Origin of the sequence: Paenibacillus sp. PvP094 (genome assembly GCF_040546835.1) — a bacterium.
Classification (GTDB): Bacteria; Bacillota; Bacilli; order Paenibacillales; family Paenibacillaceae; genus Paenibacillus; species Paenibacillus illinoisensis.
On the sequence record NZ_JBEPOM010000001.1, the window covers coordinates 262,493 to 286,329 of the forward strand.

At 46.0% G+C, this 23,837-nt stretch carries 22 protein-coding genes, 4 tRNA genes and 3 rRNA genes; 3 read left to right on the forward strand and 26 right to left on the reverse strand.

The annotated features are described in order from the left end of the window. Positions 1-19: 19 nt before the first annotated feature. The gene (locus ABIC22_RS01270; protein WP_354477382.1) at positions 20-706 is read right to left on the reverse strand and encodes a class I SAM-dependent methyltransferase; all 687 of its coding nucleotides are present in this window, start codon (positions 704-706) and stop codon (positions 20-22) included. A 226-nt stretch (positions 707-932) separates the two neighbouring features. On the opposite strand from ABIC22_RS01270, the gene ABIC22_RS01275 reads away from it, so the two are divergent. Then, entirely contained in the window at positions 933-1,706 is a 774-nt protein-coding gene (locus tag ABIC22_RS01275; protein ID WP_127539269.1) for a sporulation protein, read from the forward strand. A gap of 169 nt (positions 1,707-1,875) precedes the next feature. Beyond that, entirely contained in the window at positions 1,876-3,249 is a 1,374-nt protein-coding gene (locus tag ABIC22_RS01280; RefSeq protein WP_354477385.1) for a hydroxysqualene dehydroxylase, read from the forward strand. Positions 3,250-3,356: 107 nt separating this feature from the next. Here ABIC22_RS01280 and ABIC22_RS01285 read toward each other — a convergent pair whose 3' ends face one another. The 3 genes from ABIC22_RS01285 to ABIC22_RS01295 are packed head-to-tail and all read right to left on the reverse strand — an operon-like array spanning position 3,357 to position 4,469. Beyond that, a complete protein-coding gene (locus ABIC22_RS01285) occupies positions 3,357-3,647 on the reverse strand; it encodes a hypothetical protein (protein ID WP_354477388.1) in 291 nt (96 codons plus the stop codon). Continuing rightward, a complete protein-coding gene (locus ABIC22_RS01290; RefSeq protein ID WP_354477391.1) occupies positions 3,647-3,862 on the reverse strand; it encodes a hypothetical protein in 216 nt (71 codons plus the stop codon). Before ABIC22_RS01290 ends, ABIC22_RS01285 begins: the two co-directional genes overlap by 1 nt. 37 nt (positions 3,863-3,899) lie before the next feature. Further along, on the reverse strand, positions 3,900-4,469 hold the full coding sequence (locus ABIC22_RS01295; protein ID WP_354477394.1) for a DMP19 family protein: 570 nt from the start codon (positions 4,467-4,469) through the stop codon (positions 3,900-3,902). Positions 4,470-4,696: 227 nt separating this feature from the next. Here ABIC22_RS01295 and ABIC22_RS01300 point away from each other — a divergent pair, with 227 nt between their 5' ends. Then, positions 4,697-5,857: a glycosyltransferase family 4 protein gene (locus tag ABIC22_RS01300; protein WP_354477397.1), complete on the forward strand. Its 1,161-nt coding sequence runs from the start codon at positions 4,697-4,699 to the stop codon at positions 5,855-5,857. Positions 5,858-5,953: 96 nt separating this feature from the next. Here the strand turns inward: ABIC22_RS01300 and ABIC22_RS01305 are convergent, their stop codons facing one another. The 22 genes from ABIC22_RS01305 to ABIC22_RS01410 form a co-directional block, all read right to left on the reverse strand. Further along, the gene (locus ABIC22_RS01305) at positions 5,954-6,616 is read right to left on the reverse strand and encodes an HAD family hydrolase (RefSeq protein WP_354477400.1); all 663 of its coding nucleotides are present in this window, start codon (positions 6,614-6,616) and stop codon (positions 5,954-5,956) included. 266 nt (positions 6,617-6,882) lie between these two features. Then, complete coding sequence (locus ABIC22_RS01310) at positions 6,883-7,659, reverse strand: Cof-type HAD-IIB family hydrolase (RefSeq protein WP_354477402.1); 777 nt, start codon at positions 7,657-7,659, stop codon at positions 6,883-6,885. 144 nt (positions 7,660-7,803) lie between these two features. Beyond that, a complete protein-coding gene (locus ABIC22_RS01315; RefSeq protein ID WP_354477405.1) occupies positions 7,804-8,373 on the reverse strand; it encodes a GNAT family N-acetyltransferase in 570 nt (189 codons plus the stop codon). A gap of 32 nt (positions 8,374-8,405) precedes the next feature. Further along, positions 8,406-8,822 (reverse strand): YhfM domain-containing protein, encoded by a 417-nt coding sequence (locus ABIC22_RS01320; RefSeq protein ID WP_354477408.1) that lies wholly within the window; start codon positions 8,820-8,822, stop codon positions 8,406-8,408. A 15-nt stretch (positions 8,823-8,837) separates the two neighbouring features. Beyond that, complete coding sequence (locus tag ABIC22_RS01325) at positions 8,838-9,539, reverse strand: hypothetical protein (protein ID WP_354477410.1); 702 nt, start codon at positions 9,537-9,539, stop codon at positions 8,838-8,840. An 80-nt stretch (positions 9,540-9,619) separates the two neighbouring features. Continuing rightward, complete coding sequence (locus ABIC22_RS01330) at positions 9,620-10,399, reverse strand: hypothetical protein (RefSeq protein ID WP_354477413.1); 780 nt, start codon at positions 10,397-10,399, stop codon at positions 9,620-9,622. A gap of 658 nt (positions 10,400-11,057) precedes the next feature. Continuing rightward, positions 11,058-11,666, reverse strand: coding sequence for a transglutaminase-like domain-containing protein (locus tag ABIC22_RS01335; RefSeq protein ID WP_354477416.1), 609 nt, complete (start codon positions 11,664-11,666; stop codon positions 11,058-11,060). A 691-nt stretch (positions 11,667-12,357) separates the two neighbouring features. Continuing rightward, positions 12,358-12,430: transfer RNA gene (locus tag ABIC22_RS01340), tRNA-Lys, on the reverse strand. 9 nt (positions 12,431-12,439) lie between these two features. Next, positions 12,440-12,513 (reverse strand) — tRNA-Trp (locus ABIC22_RS01345). A 4-nt stretch (positions 12,514-12,517) separates the two neighbouring features. Beyond that, positions 12,518-12,593, reverse strand: a tRNA-Val gene (locus ABIC22_RS01350). 124 nt (positions 12,594-12,717) lie between these two features. Further along, positions 12,718-12,789, reverse strand: a tRNA-Glu gene (locus ABIC22_RS01355). A 90-nt stretch (positions 12,790-12,879) separates the two neighbouring features. Beyond that, positions 12,880-12,996 (reverse strand): 5S ribosomal RNA (rrf, locus tag ABIC22_RS01360). Positions 12,997-13,069: 73 nt separating this feature from the next. After that, positions 13,070-16,118, reverse strand: a 23S ribosomal RNA gene (locus tag ABIC22_RS01365). Positions 16,119-16,357: 239 nt separating this feature from the next. Next, a 16S ribosomal RNA gene (locus tag ABIC22_RS01370) occupies positions 16,358-17,909 on the reverse strand. The 16S, 23S and 5S rRNA genes sit together here with 4 tRNA genes alongside, the layout of an rRNA operon. A gap of 594 nt (positions 17,910-18,503) precedes the next feature. Next, positions 18,504-18,830, reverse strand: coding sequence for an HIT family protein (locus tag ABIC22_RS01375; RefSeq protein WP_354477419.1), 327 nt, complete (start codon positions 18,828-18,830; stop codon positions 18,504-18,506). A 17-nt stretch (positions 18,831-18,847) separates the two neighbouring features. Next, complete coding sequence (locus ABIC22_RS01380) at positions 18,848-19,303, reverse strand: NUDIX hydrolase (protein ID WP_354477422.1); 456 nt, start codon at positions 19,301-19,303, stop codon at positions 18,848-18,850. A gap of 49 nt (positions 19,304-19,352) precedes the next feature. Then, complete coding sequence (locus ABIC22_RS01385) at positions 19,353-19,943, reverse strand: HD domain-containing protein (protein WP_127539473.1); 591 nt, start codon at positions 19,941-19,943, stop codon at positions 19,353-19,355. Between the two features lie 159 nt (positions 19,944-20,102). After that, on the reverse strand, positions 20,103-20,903 hold the full coding sequence (locus ABIC22_RS01390; RefSeq protein ID WP_354477425.1) for an inositol monophosphatase family protein: 801 nt from the start codon (positions 20,901-20,903) through the stop codon (positions 20,103-20,105). A 186-nt stretch (positions 20,904-21,089) separates the two neighbouring features. Beyond that, positions 21,090-22,103, reverse strand: coding sequence for a phosphotransferase enzyme family protein (locus ABIC22_RS01395; protein WP_354477428.1), 1,014 nt, complete (start codon positions 22,101-22,103; stop codon positions 21,090-21,092). Beyond that, positions 22,087-22,542 carry a GNAT family N-acetyltransferase gene (locus tag ABIC22_RS01400; protein ID WP_354477431.1) on the reverse strand — a complete coding sequence of 152 codons (456 nt, stop codon included), beginning with the start codon at positions 22,540-22,542 and terminating at the stop codon, positions 22,087-22,089. Before ABIC22_RS01400 ends, ABIC22_RS01395 begins: the two co-directional genes overlap by 17 nt. A gap of 21 nt (positions 22,543-22,563) precedes the next feature. Then, positions 22,564-22,995: a cytidine deaminase gene (locus tag ABIC22_RS01405; RefSeq protein ID WP_354477434.1), complete on the reverse strand. Its 432-nt coding sequence runs from the start codon at positions 22,993-22,995 to the stop codon at positions 22,564-22,566. A gap of 79 nt (positions 22,996-23,074) precedes the next feature. Next, complete coding sequence (locus ABIC22_RS01410; RefSeq protein WP_354477436.1) at positions 23,075-23,836, reverse strand: aminoglycoside adenylyltransferase domain-containing protein; 762 nt, start codon at positions 23,834-23,836, stop codon at positions 23,075-23,077. Between the last annotated feature and the right edge of the window lies 1 nt (position 23,837).

A 23,837-nucleotide genomic window follows, 5' to 3' on the forward strand; every position in this document is an offset into this window, starting at 1 on the left:
TCAAACTGATAAATTGTTGTTATATGGCCGTTTTTACAGCCTTCCAGATGTACTTGTGCTCTCGCACAGCAATTCTTCCGTTCATGTGATGCTCCTGGATTTTCACTTGCAATTGTTCCCGATACTCGGGCAGTGTGTAATCTGGATTGCCTGGAACATCGGAGAGAAAAAGTGCAAATTCCTGTTCATTCGGGAAAATCATGAACGCCTCATTGAACTCCTCAATCTCGATCTGCTCGTATCGGTTGCGCAGCAATCGTTCCTTTACCTTGCTTACGTCTGTATGTATGCCGAAAATGATGCCGCCACTTCGCAGCACTCTTCCATGTTCAATGATGGAAGTAGGCCCTCTGCGGTCATAGATCAGATCAAACTGTCCATTTTCAAAAGGGACTTCGGTCTTCGTTGTGGCGTACACAAACTCAACATTGTTCACTTCGCTTGCTGCTTCAAGCGCAGCCTGTGCGATATGCAGCAGCTCCTTAGAGTTATCAAAACCCGTAATATGACGGGTATGTGCAGACATTCTCAGTGTAAAATCACCATCACCACAGCCCGCATCGAGCACGGATTGATGCTGAGAGAGCAACCGGATCAATCGTTCTTCAAAAATATCCTCCGCCGATTGACCTTCCCAGGTATATGTAGATCTCCCCTTATATCCTCCGTTTCGCAGGGCAATCATATCGTACCAATCCATTCCCATCGTTACATCTCCTTCCAGAAGGAAATCCCTAATTAAACAATATTCGACAACAGGAGTTCATTTCTCCCGTCTTTTCACTATCTTATTTTTTGACTAAGCAAGTGCTTTGTTCGTTCTCAACAACCATTCACAACAAATTTGAAACGACTATCTCATCGATTCCGTATTAAGGTCGAAGTCGAATTATTTTCCATGTATAAACCATTATGATCTGGAGGTTGAACGGATGTCTTTTTTTAAGAAAATGTTAGCCAGTGTAGGTGTTGGAGCAGCGAAGGTCAACACGGAACTCGATACACCAGAGGTCGAGCCAGGAGGAGTCCTTTCGGGTACCGTCTATATTCAAGCTGGAGATGTGGAACAAAACGTGGACCGGATCTATCTGACCATCAACACGCATTACATAAGGGAACGTGATGATCGCAAAGTAAAGGAAACAGCCGTGGTGGCCAAATACTTGCTAACCGAAGGATTTACACTTCAACCTGGGACGAAGCTTGAGAAGAAGTTCTCGTTCGACCTGCCAGAAAACCTTCCAATCACGCTCCATAGCGCAGAGGTTTGGGTAGAGACGGGCCTGGATATCTCAAGTGCTGTTGACCCTTCAGATCGGGACAGACTTCGCGTTGTACCCACTCAAAATATGCGTACCGTGCTGGATGCCATCGACATCCTTGGTTTCCGACTGCGCGAAGTGACCAATGATTATGCTCCAAAGCTTGGCGGCAATCTGCCCTTTGTACAGGAGTTTGAGTTTGTGCCAACGAACAAGTTCCGTGGATATCTAGATGAACTGGAAGTGCTGTTCTATCCGATGGGCGATTCCATGGAATTGCTGCTGCAGATCGACCGAAGAGCACGTGGTCTTGGCGGCATTTTTGCAGAAGCCATGGGTACGGACGAAAGCTTCGTTCGTCTGCATCTGTACGACAGACATTTGGAGCGAGGAGCACACTCTGTAGCCCAAGGTCTTGAAGAAGTCATTTCCAAGCATCTATAAAATTCAATTCTTGTAGTAAATCAACAGCTCTCAGGCTGCATTTTCATGCGGTCAGAGGGCTGTTTTTTCATTTGTTGATTAATTAATAGCCTCTTACGGGATCTTCTTAACCAGCTTGCCTGCTGGAAATAATGGGTATATTAAATAAAACAGAGGAGGTGAATTTCACTTGAGTGCACAACGTGAGAATCAGGAAAAGAACGAAGATTCAACGATTATCATTGGCGCAGGCCTGGCTGGTTTAAGCTGTGCCTTTGAACTTGTGGACCACGGAAAGCCCGTACTGATCCTCGAAGCAGCCCCATATGTTGGGGGACGCACAGGCAATTGGGAAGAGCGCGGGATGGAAGTGGAATCGGGATTTCATAAATTCATTGGATATTATAAAGAATTGCCAAAATTACTTGAACGGGCAGGCATAGATTTGGATCAGATGCTGGCGTGGGAAACAACCATGCAAGTCCGCCATCCTGATGCAGAGGAGTACGGTGATTTTGGACTGGACATTATCCATGCTCCACTTAAAACATTATCAGGCGTACTATGCAACAATGATTTTATTACACCTGGCGATAAGGCTTCCCTTGTCCCGTTTCTGGCTGCAGGGTTCAAGGACTGTGTCTCCCGGCCTGAGGAACTGGATGAGATATCTCTGCTTGATTACGCAAAACAGCATGGAGTAAACGAGCAGGCTCTGGAGCGCATCGTTGAACCGTTATCTTCCGGCATTTTCTTCATGCCTCTTGAGCAATATTCGGCATACGCCTTCTTCGGCCTCTTTCTTCCGGGCATCCCGCGAATTCATAAAATGCGGATTGGTGCCTTCACCGGGGGCATGACGGATGTGATGTGCGCCCCTCTTGCAGCAGCAATTGAGCAAAAAGGAGGGCAAATTCGTACCAACGCCCCTGTAACCCGATTGTTAGTCGGAGCGAATGGTTTGGAAGGTGTGGAATTAAAAGATGGAGAACGAATTAAAGCGAATCGTATCGTTGTTGCGGCCAATATCCGTCGTTCCCAGCAATTACTTGAGGAGCATTTCAGTGAGCATGAATGGTTCCAACCTTTCCTGACCCTGGATGCGATGCCGCATGTTACAGTACAATTCGAATCGGCACTTCCTCTTCTACCGGAAGATCGGACAACATTTGGACCCGGTACTGATGTTGGTTCGTTCGGAGAACAATCCCGCACTACGTTTCGTGGACGACCTGGGAGAGCCTCTATTATTATGGTAAACCCGGATGAGCTGATTGATCTGCCAGATGAGGAAGTCTGGCATCGGGCTCGGAAAGGCCTTGCTGCCATCGGACTTCATGAAGGGGTTTCATCCGTAACCGAGTATCGTATTGTCCGAGGAAATGAAAACTTTTATCGAATCGCCCCAGGCAATGAACGCAAGCGTCCTGAACAGGTGACTCCAATCCGTGGACTCTATCTTGCTGGTGATTATACCAAACAGCCTATGTTTACCACGATGGAAGGCGCCGTGTTATCCGGCCAGAAGGCAGCGGCCGGTATTCTGGAGGAAGCGACTGAATAGTCATCTGACCTGCTAATGCCGTTATAGCAAAATGGGCAGCCTTCGCCGTCATGACTGACGAGCCGGGCTGCCCTTTGGTGTACAAAAAATATGAGGTAACATGATTTCTAAGAACGTTGCTTTCTCTTCATGAGACCAGACCGGATTCCATAATAAGCGGCGGCAAACAGGATAAAACCAGCTCCATAGAGAAGAATCAAGCTGGCATCCCATCGAACGATAGCTCCAAAAGTAACTTGGGTTTGCAAGTTAGTAGCAGATGAATAGCTCTCTGACATATCAGGTACATAAGTCGCCGTCATCCACATCCCTTGAGCTACCTTCCAACCGATCAAACCCAAAATCATGAAAAGTGTAACCAGTAATGATTCAATGCACAAACGTTTATTGATCCTCATCAGTTGGCCCCCTTATACACGGTGTGTTCATCCATTAGTCTGGATAATATATGTTCCACCACATCACCTGTGGTCAAGCTGTCTGTCATCACATATTCTTCAAATCGAGATCCGTGGAAAGCTTCAGCACACTTCTCCCCTTGTTTGAATGTCCACCCGCCGGGCGTATCCCCACGTTTTAGCAATCTCTCGTGTAACGTGTCCATTGAAGTCATCGGTGTAAATCATGGTAGCTCTCCCCGAGAACAGAATTTAATTCATCAAGATTTGCTCAATTTCCTGTCTTAAGCTGTCTTTGTTATTGTCCACATATTGATACAGAAGATCGAATGCTTCTTCATTATCTTCCTGCATGCTTAAGCTTCCGGCTTGCAATTCTACCCGCTGCAAGACTTCATGAATGTGCGGCCCATGTGTTTTCAGCGACGTGGCTACATCGTGCTCAGACAATGCATTCACATTCTGCCTCAGTTGCTCGGAAGTGATGCCACTCTCGGATAATTCGTGCTGGATACTCTTCAGGATCTCGGCATCAGCCTCGTTCCCGATTCGCTGCATCGCTGTTATGGTTTCTTGCAAGAATCCTCCGCTTGCATTTTCCAAAAATCCAGTCATGCCGTTCATGGACAGTTCAGTATCCAGATCAATAATTAGGATCACGTCACGCAGAACCTGGGGGAGTTCAGGCCCACATACACGAATGGTCGCAAACTCCGCACGGTATAGATCCATGGCCACACTCCCCACCACTTCTTCCCCAGACATGGCTTCAAGTTGATCCAAAGGCAGTAATTGTTGTAATTCTTCCTGTAAGGTATTCATACATTTCCTCCTATATACACTAAACCCATTAGCGGTCAAAACAACCTCTCAGTTGCTTGAACTTTTATATCATAGCAGAATAACCTGTTTTATTAGAATACATTCATCATTTCTCCTGGACAGGCTATCTTCGAATTTACATAGAGCGTCTTGAAGTTAACCTTCATTTGACCTACGGAAAACGATCCATTGTTATGATCTTCACATCAAGAGTCATGGGAGGGGTAATGATGCGCCTGGCCTTGTTTACTGACACCTACATTCCCGAAACCAATGGTGTTGCCGGTACACTGCACCGCCTGAGTAACCACATGAACCGCAGAGGTATCGAACATCTGCTGTTTACTCCGATGTCTGTCATTGATGGCAGCGACTCCGCTTCGGTACGAGCGGTCGCCAATATCCCCTTTTTTCTGTATCCGGAATGTCGGATCGCCTTACCTAACCGGAACTCCATCCATCAACAGCTGCAAGCCTTTGAGCCAGATCTGCTGCACATCGCCACACCTTTCAATATGGGACTTCTCGGTCTCAAGTATGCACTCAAGCATCAACGGCCACACGTGGTCTCCTACCATACCCACTTCGATCGCTACCTCGAATATTACCGATTAAAAAGCATGATTCCTCTCTATTGGAAGTACATCAAATGGTTCCATCGATCCGCCGATGCCACCCTGACCCCGTCCTTGGAAACGCTAAACACACTCCAGTCGCAAGGTATTCAGCGTCTTAAGCTCTGGTCACGCGGAATTGACTGCGATCTGTATGCACCAGATAAGCGAAGAGATGCGATTCGTACTCGCTACAATATAACAGCCCCTCTTATTTTACTCTACGTTGGACGAATTGCCCCAGAAAAGGATATCGCTACGCTGACGTCTGCCATGCAGAACCTGCCTGAACACATGCAATCCCGTGTACATTGGCTCATTGTAGGGGACGGACCCCTGCTTCCCAAAATGCGTTCGCAATGCCCACCGAATGTGACATTTACCGGTTATGTGCATGGCGAAGAGCTTGCTGCTATGTATGCTTCGTCGGATTGGTTTGTGTTTCCTTCCTGCACAGAGACATTTGGAAATGTGGTGCTGGAAGCAATGGCTTCCGGACTGCCTGTTCTTGCTGCAAATGCGGGAGGGGTGAAGGATTTGGTGGCGCATCACCGCAGTGGTGTTTTGTTTGATCCAGGCAATCCCGAGGCCTTGATTCGTGAGATATGTCTCTGGGGTGATCACGTGGATCAGCTTCAGATGATGGGTCTGGAAGGCAGGAAGCTGGCTCTCCAGCGATCCTGGGAACATATTTTTGACGGATTGATCAAGGACTATGAAGAAGCCATTGAAAACCGCAACAGACGCTCGAAGTCTCGAATGATAACTGCCTGAACCGTGTTAGAAAGACACATGCTTAAGTTAAGCTAGGTAATACTACAAAAAAGTGGGGATGCAGCCAACATCCTCACTCTTTCAACTGTTCCTCCCTTATAGCAAGGGCAGCAATTCACGCAGATGCTTGATGGAATGCAGAGGACGGGCCGTGATGCTATCCTGCCAAGGCTGGTTGACTTTCATCCAGATGGTGTTCATGCCTACATTGGCAGCTCCCTCAACATCGTTCCTCGGATGATCTCCGATGTAAATGCACTGCTCGGGAGACAGACCGAAATGATCGATTGCTAGTCGAAATATCTGCGGATCGGGCTTTTTCACCCCGGCTTCTTCCGAAACAATAATCAGATCAAAATCATCCCGAATTCCAAGCTGATCGATTTTGCCATACTGTATATCTGTTTTGCCGTTGGTGATTAATCCCGTTTGGTATTTGCTTCGGAGTTGCTGCACCACTTCCCGCGCCTCTTCCATCAGCACCGCGCTTCTTACATACTCCTTGCCATAGAACTCCATAAGCTCTGCATGCGGCGGGTACACGGACCAAGGCAGTTCCTGCAGCAATTCATTGAATAGAAGCGGTTTATCCTTATAACCATCCTGATCAAGTTCAATAATTCGTTGGCTAATATCGTCGGTAGTCTCCAAATGACTGAAGTATGTCTTCAACAGACTTTGAGTAAATCCCTCGAAAGTTCGTGTCCTGTTCAAAATGGTATTGTCCAAGTCAAAAATAATGGCTTTAATCTTCTCCATTGTACTTCAGCCCCCTTAGCTTTGCCTTAAATTACGTGGATCTGTTCCTCGTTAGGAGTCTTTCTCCAGAAATTGCTCCAGCTTCTGATTTATTCGGGCTTGCTCCTGCATTATTTTTTTGGTTTTCACTTCGATGCTAAGTAATGTGACTGTCATCATCAAGATACACACAAAAAAATCAATTCTTCGATCTCCCTCACCTCTTTATCTATCATTTTATATCGAAATCCATATTAAGGATATATTTTACATTAAATTCATGCTGCTTATATCAACTTAAACTTCTTCAATGCATGGGTGACCCCGTCCTCACTCGCTTTTAGAGTAACGTAATTTGCGCTTTGCTTAAGACGTTCTCCCCCGTTTCCCATTGCGATCCCGAGGCCCACAAACTCTAGCAGATCAATATCATTCTCCCCATCACCGAAGGCCATGGCTTCCTCTCTGGTCAGATGGAGATAGTCAAGGACTCTCGCAGCAGCTGCAGATTTGGATACTTCGTTTTCTTCCAGCACATTGGACACATACGGATGAAATCTCACAAAGCGCAATGAAGAAAATCTGGCTTGAAATTTCTCTGCCTCTGTCTCATCCGCATATAAACAAATGCAAACCACTTCCTGCTCCAAAGAATCCATTTTCTGCGGAGAATGCGTTACGCCAAGGGTTTCCTCCAAGGCGCCTAAGACACGGACATCCGTGGCACGTGCACCATTCATCGCAAACGCCTCTGTAAAATATGAAATGCTGTGATTGTTCAGCTCGGCAAATTCACTTAATTCCCGGACCGTCTGTCTAGAGAGCACGGACTTATGTATAATCTCTTCCCCGATTTTAATCAATGCCCCGTTGGCTGAAATAATGGTATCGATCCCCAAATCAATGAACTCCTCACACAAACTGTAGGGCCTACCTGTAACAAGCACCACCCGTATGCCTTTATGTATTAATTCGCGAATGGAATCCGCCGTAGCTGATGATAAACCACGGTCTGTTTCGCTCAACAATGTTCCGTCTACATCGAAGAATACAATTCGAATCAAACGTTCTTCCCTCTCTTCTACGTAATTTGGATTGAATCACTGAGAAAGACAATACCTTAGCAAAATAACCCCTCAATATGAAATGTCCCACTTCGTAAAAGAGATGACCCCTGTGCAGTCCAGGTTGTCATCTCTTTTGGGCTTCTAATTTGCTGCAAAATCCTTTACATTGCATAACCACACCATATGGTCCGTTCCCTCGCCCCAGTAATTGCGTGCCACGGTGTAGGGTTCTCCAAACTTTCGCTTCCACTTCTTCTGCGCGGTCCGGTAGCCGCTATCCAGGCAAAATTGCTTAATCCCTCGCTTCTGAAGTTCAGTTGCGAGCGCCCGAATGAGCATCGAGCCCAGTCCCTGACCTTGAACTTCCGGCAGTATGTATAAGCTACCCAATTCTCCGACATCATTAAGTCGATTCTCACTGAGAATTCGGATCTCCTCACCGCAGGGTGCATACGAAATCGTTCCTACTACTCTATTTCCGCGTTTAGCCAGCAGAAAAAAAGACCCGGTATCAGTAGACTCACTAGACTTGTCCGGAAGCAATGTTGATTGAAGCAGGGACTTTTTGTGTTCAATTTCATCTTTAATATCATCTTGAAGCGAACCCAGTCCCTCTTGAGTAAACGCCTGCGTGATGGAACGTTCAAAAACCAGGTAGGCACCCTCTACATCAGTTAAATTTAAGGGTTGAATAATAGTCGGTTGATCCATATATAACGGGCTCTCCATTTCATGATGTCTGATTAATCGGTATGCTTCTTCATTAATGATCTTAGTTGATTTGCATCCTCTAGCGATATGCTATATCCCGTGGTGGTGTCTATCCCGTCTACCAACAGGGCCTTCATTTCAGGATCAGTTCCTATAGAAAAATCATATTTGGTCACGGACCGATCCGTATTTGTTATACTCATCTTGTATTGCGCTGCATAATTAAGATTTCCTGGTAAAAGTTCTGCATTTTCTATCGCATTCATGATCATCCGAACTTCGGTTGGCTCATCGAACTGAATATCTTGGCAAGGTTCAAATGTGTAATCGGGGTTACAGGTTAAAGTGATGAGCGAAGGAAGATTTTCATCTGAACCCGAAGTATCGGTATGTGTGCAGCTCGCAAGGAAAACAGCGAACAAGCATAAGAGGATTGCTCCTTTTTTCATTAGATACTACCCTCCCTAGCTTCCCATGTTCACATTCAGATGCTGCAGCTCAGGGTCCCAAGATTGGAATAACAAGATCAACCGCTGCACCGTATCTGTCACAAACGCCTGTACCAAATCATCAGTCAAGTATGTGGGCACGACTCCGGGCTCATTGGCCTGCTCGTTAAAAAATGAAATTGTACGATCCCTCCAGCGCAGAATCTCTTCTGCGGTTAAACGACCCTCGACATCATAACTCTGCGTGCTCTTAAGCATATGCCACACGTCCCCACTCCAACTGGCATGATGGTAGAGGTTAAAATCAATCTGATCCGTCTCCTTGTAGTACAAACGGCCAAGTTCATCCTTGGTTCGCTTCACATCGTTGGTTTCATCCGTGCTGGTGACTCGCTCCACGAATTCAGGATACAAACTCCGAAACCAGTAATAATCCGTCATGACATGCATGAAATAACCGCGTATAAACCACTTCCAGCCTTCATCTGAACGTTGTTGAATATAGAGGGAGTATAGCTCTTGTAAACGTGCGATATATTTCTCATCACCCTTAGGGTTGAAGTGAGTGTATTCCTTGTCCTCCCTCGTTGTACCCTCACGCATATGAATGGAATCCGGTGCGATATTCCCAAGATAGAATGAACCTCGTTCAACACGTTCTGGACTGGCATCAGCAAATAGCACAGCGACATGTAAGTGAACCATAGGCAGTGGCATGGAATATTCTCCTTTAGATAAGAGTCTGCTGCTCATAGAACCGATAAGAACCGTTACTTAACAGCATTTAGCCAAGGAGTTCATCGTTGAACTCGTTCCACCAGAACTGTATTAAACAACTGTTCCAAATCTGTATGAAGAGCCGGCTGTTCGCGAACCAACAGACTTATGTACTCCGATCCGCACTCATAGAAAACCAGACGATTATAAGGGGCAGCATCTCCAAAATGATTCAGTTCCAGCCCAAATTTTTCCCGTATCCGATTCTCGATATATCGCGCATAGCCTTCGTTCCACTCCAGCCAGTTCCAGTACTCCCCTTGTTCCTCTGTTATCGAGCTGAATAACGCTTTTCTTGCTGATTGTACCTGGACTACATCTCCGCTCTTTAAGGCAATCAACAGTGAATTGATCCGCTGGACCACATTCTCATCCTCATAAGGGAATTCGTAATCCAGCTCCCATGTCACACGTTTAATCTTCTCCATCCTATGTTTAATTTGTAGACGATTCCCGATCTCCTCATATTTCTCATAGACATAACAATGAACATACTCGTGAAACAGGTATACTTTCTGCTCAAAATTTTGGAAGGCTGAGTCTGTCACAATTGTACACATTCGTTCGTCCATATGGTGTACTGGCATGGCTGCCAGACACTCGTCAGGGATGTTAAGATCATCCGGAACCGTTTTCACCCATTCATATTGCCCTTTCTCTGCCGTGTAATCATACATATATAATAGGGCATCAAATGCGACAACCACAGGATAATGCTCTGCAAATAAAGGATGTATGCTGACCAAATCTTTTTGAAGCTCGTTCAACTCGTTAATTTGTTCTAAAAAAGTATCCACCATGTCATTTGCCCTCTCTTTACTTAATTGATGTGTTAATCATACTAAACCAGTAGAAATAAAACACTGAGAGAAAAATGATAATCTTGTGGTTGATTGATTCATGAGAGACTCTGAAGCGTTCCCCACGTTTTTCACTTAGATAGATATCCAGTGCTTGGATTCCACGTTGAGCAAGTTTTATAAACAGGATTAGAGCGTATACACCCAACCCGTATAATACCAAGTTAAATATAATTGCAAAGATTGACACTATTGAGAACAATACTTTTTCCTCCTAATCAACCTGATCAAAGCAGAAATGTCTAAGCTACAGGCATTTTATTTTTTAGTTATCATTCCTATTCTAGCATATTTTTCCTGAAATTACTTTTGAGTAGACCAATGAGTAACACTATCAGTTACGGGTTCTGACCAAACAAAAATCTCCCATTTAAATAATAGTAGAAGGGAGATTTATATCACTTATTTAATATTTAAGATCTGTTCTTCACCCAAAGTATTCCAAGTATTGGACTTAGGATTCAATACATCACCATGTTGCATTGTTCTAAACAGTACGATATTGCCCACAGCTCCCATGAAAAAAGCTCAGTACAAGCCCGCCTGCAACCGTCCCATGTATAGCAAACTAACATGGCCTTTCCCCATAGTTCAATAATCACAGTTGTGCAGGCAGTCCGTATAAATACATATTTATGCAGTCGGTATTATTTTTCAAAGCCTCGATAGTCTTAACATTTGGGGACTTAAATATGGTCCTATAATCAGCTTCGTCGTATTCTTTTCGGATTGTAAAAGCAAGTTTTTCTTCTTCCAATGAAAACTCTGCTTGGATTCCAGGCTTGTTCCCTCGTGCATCTAAACGGATCCATGACTTTAAATGTTGAATATAAACAGCATTTAGTGCATGGATACAATAGCCCGTATCTGGAGTATCCCCGATCGTAAGTCGTTGATAACAGAAGCCAGATGGTATTCCCTCTCTACGTAATATTGCACATAGAAGGTTTGCTTTGGCATAGCAAATACCTTCTTTATGAATCAATGTTTCTGAAGCGGAACATGTGACTCTAGAACTCTTGATATCCCAGGAATGGGCTATTCGATCTCGGACATACATATATGACTGTTTGATATACTCTACTTGATCTTTTGATGAAGCTGCTATTTCCGAAGCAAGTCCAGCAACCAGCGGGTGATCATAATTGACTTCCCCAGTCACGGTCAAATAATCCGTAACGACTTGAGTTTCACAGATTAGATTCATTTTATCAACCTTTCAATAATTGTACTTAATATGCAAACCTTCAATTTAGTTCAATAGCATAATTATACACAGTAAAGAATAAAGAATACTAACTCCTGGAATCTTTGTTCTGTTGTACTGCTCGTTAGCTTAATAAACTAATCGGAAGTGAATTATTGTTTAACGCTTAGATAATCCGCAATCGGGTCTTGACCTTGCACCGATAAACTAAAAAAGCAGCTTAAAATAGAGTTTTTCTAAGGATTGTGTTTTCCCCTCGAAACCGTCCTTGTTAACTTTAAAATACTGATATCTAACCTCGTGTCCTTCCTCTTTCTCTTCCTTCTCAACATCTTCTATATTTAATGATTTATATACGTTCTTCCAGAATTGAATTGCAGCGGTATTCGTTTTTTTTATTTAACCATTATCGTACCTGCCAGGACGTTGTTTAACAACTACAATATAAACGAAAACGAGGAAGCCTTGCTCTATACCAAGGCCTTTTTATGGAACAGTAAATTGTTATAGTTACATGCCATAGAGTTTGAGAAAACACGAAAAAACCCTTGAGTATTCCTCAAGGGTTTCTTATATTCAGCAGACACCGTCGTTAGTGTAGTTTACTCTCAGCTAAACTAACCATGGTCCATTTTGATACTTTTAGAAGTTACACGCCGGATGAATACTCCCCCAACACGTACAAAAACAATGAGCCATGAAGGGCTCGAACCTTCGACACCCTGATTAAAAGTCAGGTGCTCTACCAACTGAGCTAATGGCTCATAATAAAATGGCAGGGGCAGCAGGAATTGAACCCACACCAACGGTTTTGGAGACCGTTGTTCTACCTTTAAACTATGCCCCTAAAATGGTGGAGGCTGAGGGGCTCGAACCCCCGACCCTCTGCTTGTAAGGCAGATGCTCTCCCAGCTGAGCTAAGCCTCCATATCTATGACCCGTAGGGGATACTCTCACTTCGCTCGAGACTGCGTAGCAGCTGCTAACGAGGATTATCCTCCGACGAACCTTTGGGATTCTCATCCCCTTAATGCTTTAAGAAGTAAAGTTATGACCCGTAGGGGATTCGAACCCCTGTTACCTCCGTGAAAGGGAGGTGTCTTAACCCCTTGACCAACGGGCCTTAATAGCTCTCAACAAACAAGATGCTGTAAAATCTACCAACTGGGTTTTTGGATTATATGAGCCAAAAAAAATACCCCAGTGGGGTTTCGCTTGGCAGCGTCCTACTCTCCCAGGACCCTTCGGTCCAAGTACCATCGGCGCTAGAGGGCTTAACGGTCGTGTTCGGGATGGGTACGTGTGGAACCCCTCCGCCATCGCCACCAAACGATGCTGCTACGCTCAGAGATCATTCTCTGAAAACTAGATCCGAAACGAAACTTGCGACTAGAACCTGCACTTTGGATAAGCCCTCGACCGATTAGTACTGGTCAGCTCCATGCATTACTGCACTTCCACCCCCAGCCTATCTACCTCGTCGTCTTCAAGGGGTCTTACATACTGGGAAATCTCATCTTGAGGGGGGCTTCACGCTTAGATGCTTTCAGCGCTTATCCCGTCCGTACATAGCTACCCAGCGGTGCTCCTGGCGGAACAACTGGTACACCAGCGGTACGTCCATCCCGGTCCTCTCGTACTAAGGACAGCTCCTCTCAAATTTCCTACGCCCACGACAGATAGGGACCGAACTGTCTCACGACGTTCTGAACCCAGCTCGCGTACCGCTTTAATGGGCGAACAGCCCAACCCTTGGGACCTACTTCAGCCCCAGGATGCGATGAGCCGACATCGAGGTGCCAAACCTCCCCGTCGATGTGGACTCTTGGGGGAGATAAGCCTGTTATCCCCAGGGTAGCTTTTATCCGTTGAGCGATGGCCCTTCCATGCGGTACCACCGGATCACTAAGCCCGACTTTCGTCCCTGCTCGACTTGTAGGTCTCGCAGTCAAGCTCCCTTATGCCTTTGCACTCTTCGAATGATTTCCAACCATTCTGAGGGAACCTTTGGGCGCCTCCGTTACTCTTTAGGAGGCGACCGCCCCAGTCAAACTGCCCACCTGACACTGTCCCCGTACCCGCTAAGGGCACCAGGTTAGAACCTAGATACGATCAGGGTGGTATCCCAACGGTGCCTCCACACAAGCTGGCGCTCATGCTTCAAAGGCTCCCACCTATCCTGTACAGATCGTACCCAAATTCAATATCAAGCTGCAGTAAAGCTCCATGGGGTCTTTCCGTCTTGTCGCGGGTAACCTGCATCTTCACAGGTATTAAAATTTCACCGGATCTCTCGTTGAGACAGCGCCCAAGTCGTTACGCCATTCGTGCGGGTCAGAATTTACCTGACAAGGAATTTCGCTACCTTAGGACCGTTATAGTTACGGCCGCCGTTTACTGGGGCTTCGGTTCACAGCTTCGGATTGCTCCTAACCGCTCCCCTTAACCTTCCAGCACCGGGCAGGCGTCAGCCCGTATACTTCGCCTTACGGCTTCGCACAGACCTGTGTTTTTGCTAAACAGTCGCTTGGGCCTTTTCACTGCGGCCCCCTCGTGCTATTCACACTACCGGGGCACCCCTTCTCCCGAAGTTACGGGGTCATTTTGCCGAGTTCCTTAACGAGAGTTCTTCCGCGCGCCTTAGAATTCTCTTCTCGCCTACCTGTGTCGGTTTGCGGTACGGGCACCTTCATCTGGCTAGAGGCTTTTCTTGGCAGTGTGAGATCATGACCTTCGCTACTGTAATTTTCACTCCCCATCACAGCTCAGCCTTACGATGTGCGGATTTGCCTACACATCAGCCTTACTGCTTGGACAGGCATCCATCAGCCTGCGTCACTACCCCTACTGCGTCCCCCCATCGCTCGTAACGATTTACGGTGGTACAGGAATTTCGACCTGTTGTCCTTCGACTACGCCTTTCGGCCTCGCCTTAGGTCCCGACTTACCCTGAGCGGACGAGCCTTCCTCAGGAACCCTTAGGCTTTCGGCGGATCAGATTCTCACTGATCTTTTCGTTACTCATACCGGCATTCTCACTTGTATAATGTCCAGCGCTCCTTACGGTACACCTTCAACCCTTATACAACGCTCCCCTACCCCTGGATCGACTTCACTCCAGCTTCGAAGCCCTGTGTTTATCCCCTGAGAAACATTTGGTCATCCAAGATTTCAACCCTTGTCTGACAAAAATGTCCTTATGGTAAACACCGCCTCAAAGAAGCAGTGAAGTCGATCCAAGCCATAGCTTCGGTGGTGTGTTTAGCCCCGTTACATTTTCGGCGCAGAGTCACTCGACCAGTGAGCTATTACGCACTCTTTCAATGGTGGCTGCTTCTAAGCCAACATCCTGGTTGTCTGTGCAACTCCACATCCTTTCCCACTTAACACACACTTGGGGACCTTAGCTGATGGTCTGGGCTGTTTCCCTTTTGACAATGGATCTTAGCACTCACTGTCTGACTCCCGGAAGTAAGTCTATGGCATTCGGAGTTTGACTGAGCTTGGTAACCCTTGCGGGCCCCGCACCCAATCAGTGCTCTACCTCCACGACTCTGTTTTCCGAGGCTAGCCCTAAAGCTATTTCGGGGAGAACCAGCTATCTCCGAGTTCGATTGGAATTTCTCCGCTACCCCCACCTCATCCCCGCACTTTTCAACGTGCGTGGGTTCGGGCCTCCAGTGCGTGTTACCGCACCTTCACCCTGGACAGGGGTAGATCACCCGGTTTCGGGTCTACGTCCACGTACTAACTCGCCCTATTCAGACTCGCTTTCGCTGCGGCTCCGGCTCTTCACCTTAACCTTGCACGGGAACGTAACTCGCCGGTTCATTCTACAAAAGGCACGCCATCACCCCTAAAATGGGCTCTGACTTCTTGTAAGCACACGGTTTCAGGTTCTATTTCACTCCCCTTCCGGGGTGCTTTTCACCTTTCCCTCACGGTACTGCTTCACTATCGGTCGCTAGGAAGTATTTAGCCTTGGCAGATGGTCCTGCCGGATTCATACGGGGTTTCACGTGCCCCGCACTACTCGGGATCCGTCTCGGAGGGAACCAACTTTCAATTACAGGGCTTTTACCTTCTTTGGCGGGCCTTTCCAGACCTCTTCGTTTAACCGGTTCCTTTGTAACTCCATGTGAGACGTCCCACAACCCCAGAGAGCAAGCTCTCTGGTTTGGGCTGTTCCGCGTTCGCTCGCCGCTACTGACGGAATCACTATTGTTTTCTCTTCCTCAAGGTACTTAGATGTTTCAGTTCCCCTGGTATGCCTCTGCATAACCTATGTATTCAGTTATGAGTAACTGGATATTACCCCAGCTGGGTTTCCCCATTCGGACATCCCCGGATCAAAGCTTGCTTACAGCTCCCCGAGGCAGTATCGTTGTTCGCCACGTCCTTCATCGGCTCCTAGCGCCTAGGCATCCTCCGTGTGCTCTTAGTAGCTTAACCAAATGCTCAATGAGCAAAAGCAATCTACCGTTTTATTGAAACTTGTTTACACAAGTTCAGCTAAAAGGAATGTTCTAATTCGCAATTTTCGTTTCGATATCTAGTTTTCAAAGAACAAGCTCCATGCAAAAGCAAGCTGTTTAGAGAGTTTGAGCTCTCAAAACTGAGCAACGAGTGAGTAAGTTTTGCAGCTAAGCTGCATATTTGAATGTTTCCACTCGGGAAACGATTCTCCATAGAAAGGAGGTGATCCAGCCGCACCTTCCGATACGGCTACCTTGTTACGACTTCACCCCAATCATCTATCCCACCTTCGGCGGCTGGCTCCTTGCGGTTACCCCACCGACTTCGGGTGTTATAAACTCTCGTGGTGTGACGGGCGGTGTGTACAAGACCCGGGAACGTATTCACCGCGGCATGCTGATCCGCGATTACTAGCAATTCCGACTTCATGCAGGCGAGTTGCAGCCTGCAATCCGAACTGAGACCGGCTTTTTAGGATTCGTTCCACCTCGCGGCTTCACAGCCCGTTGTACCGGCCATTGTAGTACGTGTGTAGCCCAGGTCATAAGGGGCATGATGATTTGACGTCATCCCCACCTTCCTCCGGTTTGTCACCGGCAGTCACCTTAGAGTGCCCACCCGAAGTGCTGGCAACTAAGATCAAGGGTTGCGCTCGTTGCGGGACTTAACCCAACATCTCACGACACGAGCTGACGACAACCATGCACCACCTGTCTCCTCTGTCCCGAAGGAAAGCCCTATCTCTAGGACGGTCAGAGGGATGTCAAGACCTGGTAAGGTTCTTCGCGTTGCTTCGAATTAAACCACATACTCCACTGCTTGTGCGGGTCCCCGTCAATTCCTTTGAGTTTCAGTCTTGCGACCGTACTCCCCAGGCGGAGTGCTTAATGTGTTAACTTCGGCACCAAGGGTATCGAAACCCCTAACACCTAGCACTCATCGTTTACGGCGTGGACTACCAGGGTATCTAATCCTGTTTGCTCCCCACGCTTTCGCGCCTCAGCGTCAGTTACAGCCCAGAGAGTCGCCTTCGCCACTGGTGTTCCTCCACATCTCTACGCATTTCACCGCTACACGTGGAATTCCACTCTCCTCTTCTGCACTCAAGTCATCCAGTTTCCAGTGCGATCCGGGGTTGAGCCCCGGGATTAAACACCAGACTTAAATGACCGCCTGCGCGCGCTTTACGCCCAATAATTCCGGACAACGCTTGCCCCCTACGTATTACCGCGGCTGCTGGCACGTAGTTAGCCGGGGCTTTCTTCTCAGGTACCGTCACTCCTTAAGCAGTTACTCTTAAGGACGTTCTTCCCTGGCAACAGAGCTTTACGATCCGAAAACCTTCATCACTCACGCGGCATTGCTCCGTCAGGCTTTCGCCCATTGCGGAAGATTCCCTACTGCTGCCTCCCGTAGGAGTCTGGGCCGTGTCTCAGTCCCAGTGTGGCCGATCACCCTCTCAGGTCGGCTACGCATCGTCGCCTTGGTGAGCCGTTACCTCACCAACTAGCTAATGCGCCGCAGGCCCATCCTCAAGTGACAGATTGCTCCGTCTTTCCAGCTCCCTTCAGGCGAAGGAAGCAAGTATTCGGTATTAGCTACCGTTTCCGGTAGTTGTCCCAAGCTTGAGGGCAGGTTGCCTACGTGTTACTCACCCGTCCGCCGCTAACCATCAGAGAAGCAAGCTTCTCATCAAGTCCGCTCGACTTGCATGTATTAGGCATGCCGCCAGCGTTCGTCCTGAGCCAGGATCAAACTCTCCAATAAAGATGAATTTCAGCAGCGCGGTTAGACGCTATGAAAATCATCTGAGGTATTGAAAAGAGCGATTAGCTCATTTTGAATCTGACGAGATTAAAAATCTCATTGTTGTTCCAGTTTTCATACAGTCAGATGACATGTACCAAAAACCTTCACGTTCATCCTGCAAGCAGGATGATTACTCACTCGTTGTTCAGTTTTCAAAGATCAAACTTCGTTTCCGACTCTTTCAAGGCCGGAATTAGAATATATCACATTTCATTATGACTTGTAAAGTCTTCTCTCGAAATATTTTTCGAGGTTTCCCATGCCTCTTGCGGCCGGAAAAATAATATATCATGTTGAAGAATTGTTTGTAAAGTGTTTTTTTCAACTTTCTCGAATTCCTACATCTGGAGATCAAATTATATATTTGAAACGTCTGCTTTAAAATAACTGCCCAATGCCTTAATGAAAAAACAAACAACCGACTAATCAGCCGGCCGTCGACTTATTTTATTAGGGCTCACAACAACTACAAATAAAGAAAGCATGACCACACCCTACTACGCTTGCTACTCAAACTTATGGATAAAACAACTGATCCTTCTACGGGTTAGGTCACTCGTTCCCACTGATGACATGCCACTGCAGATGCTTCGAATCCTGGAAACTACCGAGGTTCGTCACAATTTTGGAAGCGCCCGTACGCTCCACCATATCGGCAGCGATCTTTTTAATGACCTGCATGATTTCAAGCATCAGCTCATCGTCATTCGTTTCTTCTTCTGAGATGAAGGATTGTATGTGGATCTTGGAAATAACAACAATATGATGTTCATAGTAAGGCCGGGTATGATGATAGGCTAACACGTTATCCGTCTCTATAACAATTTCCACTTCCGTCTTGCCACTGAGGACTTCCTCACAATAAAAATCTTGTGTCAAATGGAACGAGCCTATCTCTAATTGGTTTTGATATAGCCTGCCTTTTTTAGTACATACTCTGTAATAGGATTAATCTCCGGTACCGGCTGGTCCAGATCGAAGTATCGGAGTTCTAACCCTTCATCGTCCATAACCATTGGATTACCCTTGATTCCTTTAGCTTCATAAACAGCCGTCACATTGTATACTTCGTCTCCATGGGGATACTTATAATACATATCTTGACCCGAGAAAACGGTAATGAGCTTGTACGTCTCTGCCCTTAAACCCGCCTCCTCATACAATTCCCGTGCTGCCGCCTCTTCCAGCGACTCACCCGGTTCAAGCGAACCACCGAGCGTCCCCCAGTCGAGACTGTCTGTACGTCTTTGCAGCAACAGATGGCCTTCTTCATTGAACACCAATACACAAGAACCTGCCATAATCAGCGGCCGCGAGCCAACCAGTTTTCGAAGTTCCATAATGTAGCCCATGAGTGCTCCCTCTTCTCCCTCAATGAATATGCCCAGTCCATCCGTGTTGCTATGATTTGGTTAGGATTCCCTGATCTATGGAATTTTGAATTAACTGCTGCACGTACGTCCACAATGTATCCGAAGCGTCTGCCATTTCACGATTTCTGTTGATGACTTGATCACTTGTAACGTTGTATTTTAGCCACGTATCTCCTTCATTCTGATAATTGTGAATCAGAGGCTGTAACCGATCCAGAGCCGAGGCAAATTGTGCCTCATTCGTTTCCTTTGCCTCAAACTCTAGCCATAGATTATGCATTTCTTCAGCCTGTTCCTTGGGCAGCATGCCAAACAACCGATGAGCTGCCTTGATCTCACGATCAAATTTATCCGTGTACCCAGTTGTATCGTAAGCAAAGGTGTCTCCGGCATCGATTTCAACCAGATCATGAATAAGAAGCATCTTAATGACTTTCAGGATGTCCACCTCCTTATTCGCGTGACTCTGTAAAACCAACGCCATCATGGCCAGATGCCATGAATGCTCCGCATCATTTTCACGTCTATCGCCATGGATAATTCTTGTTCTCCGTTCAATTGTTTTCAGTTTATCAATCTCAATTAGAAATTTAATCTGATCCTGTAAAGATTCACTCATGATATATCCTCCTTTAAATGCGAAACCAACTCTATTTTATAAGATCATACCAGTAAACTTCGCCACACCAATTTCAACCGTTATCATATGTAGTCTCAATTCATTACAAGTCCGTAGGATGCTTCACCTTATCGAATTCAAGTTGATTAAGCTCAGTAATCATACGCCCATTCCCTCCCGAACTACACTCAGGAAATAGTCGCGATGCTCCGGATGACAGGCAATCAGATAAGGCTCTGAACTCATACCTTCGAATAAATTCCCATCAAAATCCATAACCATGGCACCCGCTTCTTTTACCATCAGGATTCCTGAGTACAGATCGTCCCCCTCTGAATTGTAGAGCACAATACCATCGATATCTCCCTTGGCTAGCATACACCACTGCAGGGTCGGAGCCCATAATCTCATCACTCTCTTAAAACGTATATCCAGATGTTGTCGCAGCCGGACAGCATTCTCCTCATGCTGCACCTGATGACCCTGTATCCAACCAATCGTTCCCTTTAGAAGATTCTCTTTCTTCTTAACTGTCAGCGGATTCAAGTTACAACTTGCGCCTTTCCCCCGTGACGCCACAAATAAACGGTCTACCATCGGTTCATAAATAACCCCTAGAACAGGTTCTGAACGGTACATCAATGTAATGGAAACGGAAAATACGGGAAATCCTATGGCGTAATTATTAGTCCCATCTAACGGATCGATCATCCATAACCATTCGCTCTTCTGTCCGTTATGTCCCCGCTCTTCACTATGAATCTCATGCTCGGGAAAGGTATGGCTGATTGCATCACATATGATTCGCTCTGTTTCATGATCTACGTCAGTTACAACGTCGCCGAACTTGTCCTTTTCCACTGCACAGGTGATCTGGTCAAAGTGAACTCTGGCGATCTGACCCGCTTCACGTATGACTCTCTCTGCGACTTCTTGTGCTAAACGAATGGTTTGTTCCATAAAAGTCCCTCCGCTCGGTTACTTGATCAGTCTTTCTGGATTTGGGACAAAGTCACTTCGAATGATCACTGGCAAGACAACCTTCTATGGATTGGATTAATCTCCCCATTTTCGTGAGAGGCACGAATAGTTTTTTTACTTTCTTATGAGGAAAATGTTGATCCATTACAGCCCCTCCCGACACGTTCAAGTTGCATTTGTCTCCATTACATACTTATGAAGCAATTGTTGAATCTGTACATCATGCTCTGCCAGCCAGCTTATATTCCTTTCAAACTGATCTATCATAAACGTAAAAGGCGATTCAATTGCTGCTTCCGCATAATGCTGACCAATATAGAAATGCAACACGGCGACAAAATAGATTTGAGTTAGCAGCCGTAAATAGCCAAATTCAAAAGAGGAGTGCTTGCGAACATTTCCATATCCCTGAAGGAAGGCCGCAATCAAATCCAGGGAACCGCTAGACTCCTGAATAATATGATTCAGGCTAATCGTAAGCTCCATGAAAGCAGCGTCCATCCCTATAAAGTCAAAATCTAATACCCCTGTAATTTCACCCGATTCACCCAGTAGATTATAAATCAATACATCATGATGAACGAGCTGTCGCGGCAGCACTTCTAGATCAAGATGGGAATTGTCGATCTCAGTAATCATTGCTTGATAAAACGTAAACCGCTCTGCTGTTAATTCAAAAGGCAAATTTGCAAAAAAGGACTTCACCGAATCACGATTAGTGAGCGGATGAATGTTGTACATATTATAAAATGATATGCCCGTATACATATTCTTCTTCATCGGGAACTCACTCATTTGAAACGAAAACTCCCCTACCAACCTGCCGAACTTCTCGGCTTTGTCTACGTCAGACAATTGTGGAAGCTTCCCCTCCAAAAAAGTAGTCATTGCCGCAAGCGAACCATCTCTCATAACCACATAATCCTTACCATTACAAGTATGAAGAAAGATCGGGACTTCGAATGAAGCCTGTGCTTTATGTAGAAATGCTGTTACTTGGGATTCAAGTTCCAATCCACCAATCGTTTTGATGTGGCTGTTATAAATCCGTATAATAAACCTCTCTCCATTGACTTCAATGACTTTGGTTGTATTAGTCAAACCGAACGGAACGGCCTCCAAGGTATACTCCGCATATTGGAAGTAGTGCCTTATGACTTCATCAAATTTGCAGTTCATAGATTCTCGTCTCTTCATTATCGAGCAAATATCCTTTGCCAATGTAGGTCCAATCATTTTTCTCATAATAACCTTGTAAATCCGTGCACAAATAGAGTTTGTCGTATCCCTTCAACTTCACCTGATTTACTGCGTGCTTCTGTAATTGGCATCCCAAATTCCTGCCCCGGTATTCCGGAGAGACATGAAGACATGCAAACCAGGGAAAGAGATCCTGCCGGCTGTTCAGGTCGCTTCTTAGCAGAGCATATCCTCCGATAATGCTATCTCCATCCAACATTACATAAAACCTTGGAACATCACTGTTCGTATCCACTGAACGCTCCATGCAATCCCGGTAAAAATGATAACTTGTTTCTGTACCCCACTGCTTCCAAAAGTATTGAACAGCTGCCTGAAGCATGTCTGGCTTTTGCCGGATATCCATAATCTCAAACATCTTTGCACCTTCTTTCTTTCCTTATGATCTTGAATATTTCTGTGGCAGAAGCTGCCCAATTGTTGTTTTGGTGTATCCTTCTTCTCCCTGCAAAATGACCTGCGTGCTCTGCCCATAATCACTGATCAATTCTCGGCAGATACCACATGGTGAAACCACGTCCAATTGTGGATCAGCATTTTCCGTGGGATCATCCGGATTGATTTCCGGATGCCGTACAGCAACGATCATCGCAAATTCGTGCTCCCCTTCCGAAATGGCTTTGCCAATCGCAATGGCTTCCGCACACACCGAGACACGACCAATGTAGGCTTCCAGATGTACCGCGGTATATATCTTTCCGGATTGAGTTCGCACTGCGGCTCCAATGTGATGTTTGCCTTCGCAGTACAAATGCTTGATGATGTTCTTGGCTTCCTGAATTAATTCCAAATCTTCTGACGTGATTGTCATGATGTTTCTCCTTTAAAAAAAACTATTGATACTAGAAATGTCCAAATCAGTATTGCATTTCGTAGAATTATGGAATCATTTATTTCTTACAGCTGTTGATTTCTCTCAACATATAATCTGCATATTCCAACAGCAACGACTCACTGAGATTCAGGTTCTCCAGCTCTCCATTATATTTTGCAAGACATTGCGAGATAACGTTCTTATACTTCGTAGGAAGTCCTTCCAATGCCCACTCTCCGGCTTCTCGCTTGGAATAGATCACTGAATCTCTCACATACAGCAAAACACGCGACAAGTTCAATACATAGTAGACAGGGTTATCCACGATTTCTTCCGAAGCTGCACTGGCGTCTGACGTAATGGAGGCGAGCATATACTCACGTTTCACAGGATGGAAGAGTTCCTTAATAGGTGTGCCATGCAAAACAATTCCCCTGTCATAGATGACCGCCATGTGTGCGACGAGATCCGGATCATCGTACCCTCCGCAGAGATAGTGCTCATCCGTTCGATATCTTTCCCGGTGATATGCGGAGTAATGGAATTCAAACCGAGTTGGATATGCCAGGTTCGCGATTGTGGATTCCAGTACAATACTGAGCTCAAAGCCTTCCGTGATGCGCAGCTCGTCTTCAATATGCATTAGCTTCCGTGCAATTCTTCGATATAGATCAGCAGATCGTATATCCCGACTGACCACCAAGATATCGATATCGCTCTGGTTCGGATGGAAGCCCCCCATGGCCATGGAACCGTGCAAATAGATGCCAACGAGCGAATCCGATAATTCTTCTTTTAAAATACGAGTAACGTCTTGCAAAACAATTCGTTCATCCAAA

What these genes read in the sequence shown, in the direction of transcription:
- ABIC22_RS01270 (WP_354477382.1), bottom strand. Translation starts at nt 706, where the DNA reads ATGGGAATGGATTGGTACGATATGATTGCCCTGCGAAACGGAGGATAT.
- ABIC22_RS01275 (WP_127539269.1), top strand. Translation starts at nt 933, where the DNA reads ATGTCTTTTTTTAAGAAAATGTTAGCCAGTGTAGGTGTTGGAGCAGCG.
- ABIC22_RS01285 (WP_354477388.1), bottom strand. Translation starts at nt 3,647, where the DNA reads ATGAGGATCAATAAACGTTTGTGCATTGAATCATTACTGGTTACACTT.
- ABIC22_RS01290 (WP_354477391.1), bottom strand. Translation starts at nt 3,862, where the DNA reads ATGACTTCAATGGACACGTTACACGAGAGATTGCTAAAACGTGGGGAT.
- ABIC22_RS01295 (WP_354477394.1), bottom strand. Translation starts at nt 4,469, where the DNA reads ATGAATACCTTACAGGAAGAATTACAACAATTACTGCCTTTGGATCAA.
- ABIC22_RS01300 (WP_354477397.1), top strand. Translation starts at nt 4,697, where the DNA reads ATGATGCGCCTGGCCTTGTTTACTGACACCTACATTCCCGAAACCAAT.
- ABIC22_RS01305 (WP_354477400.1), bottom strand. Translation starts at nt 6,616, where the DNA reads ATGGAGAAGATTAAAGCCATTATTTTTGACTTGGACAATACCATTTTG.
- ABIC22_RS01315 (WP_354477405.1), bottom strand. Translation starts at nt 8,373, where the DNA reads ATGGATCAACCGACTATTATTCAACCCTTAAATTTAACTGATGTAGAG.
- ABIC22_RS01320 (WP_354477408.1), bottom strand. Translation starts at nt 8,822, where the DNA reads ATGAAAAAAGGAGCAATCCTCTTATGCTTGTTCGCTGTTTTCCTTGCG.
- ABIC22_RS01325 (WP_354477410.1), bottom strand. Translation starts at nt 9,539, where the DNA reads ATGCCACTGCCTATGGTTCACTTACATGTCGCTGTGCTATTTGCTGAT.
- ABIC22_RS01330 (WP_354477413.1), bottom strand. Translation starts at nt 10,399, where the DNA reads ATGGTGGATACTTTTTTAGAACAAATTAACGAGTTGAACGAGCTTCAA.
- ABIC22_RS01335 (WP_354477416.1), bottom strand. Translation starts at nt 11,666, where the DNA reads ATGAATCTAATCTGTGAAACTCAAGTCGTTACGGATTATTTGACCGTG.
- ABIC22_RS01380 (WP_354477422.1), bottom strand. Translation starts at nt 19,303, where the DNA reads ATGGGCTACATTATGGAACTTCGAAAACTGGTTGGCTCGCGGCCGCTG.
- ABIC22_RS01385 (WP_127539473.1), bottom strand. Translation starts at nt 19,943, where the DNA reads ATGAGTGAATCTTTACAGGATCAGATTAAATTTCTAATTGAGATTGAT.
- ABIC22_RS01390 (WP_354477425.1), bottom strand. Translation starts at nt 20,903, where the DNA reads ATGGAACAAACCATTCGTTTAGCACAAGAAGTCGCAGAGAGAGTCATA.
- ABIC22_RS01395 (WP_354477428.1), bottom strand. Translation starts at nt 22,103, where the DNA reads ATGAACTGCAAATTTGATGAAGTCATAAGGCACTACTTCCAATATGCG.
- ABIC22_RS01400 (WP_354477431.1), bottom strand. Translation starts at nt 22,542, where the DNA reads ATGTTTGAGATTATGGATATCCGGCAAAAGCCAGACATGCTTCAGGCA.
- ABIC22_RS01405 (WP_354477434.1), bottom strand. Translation starts at nt 22,995, where the DNA reads ATGACAATCACGTCAGAAGATTTGGAATTAATTCAGGAAGCCAAGAAC.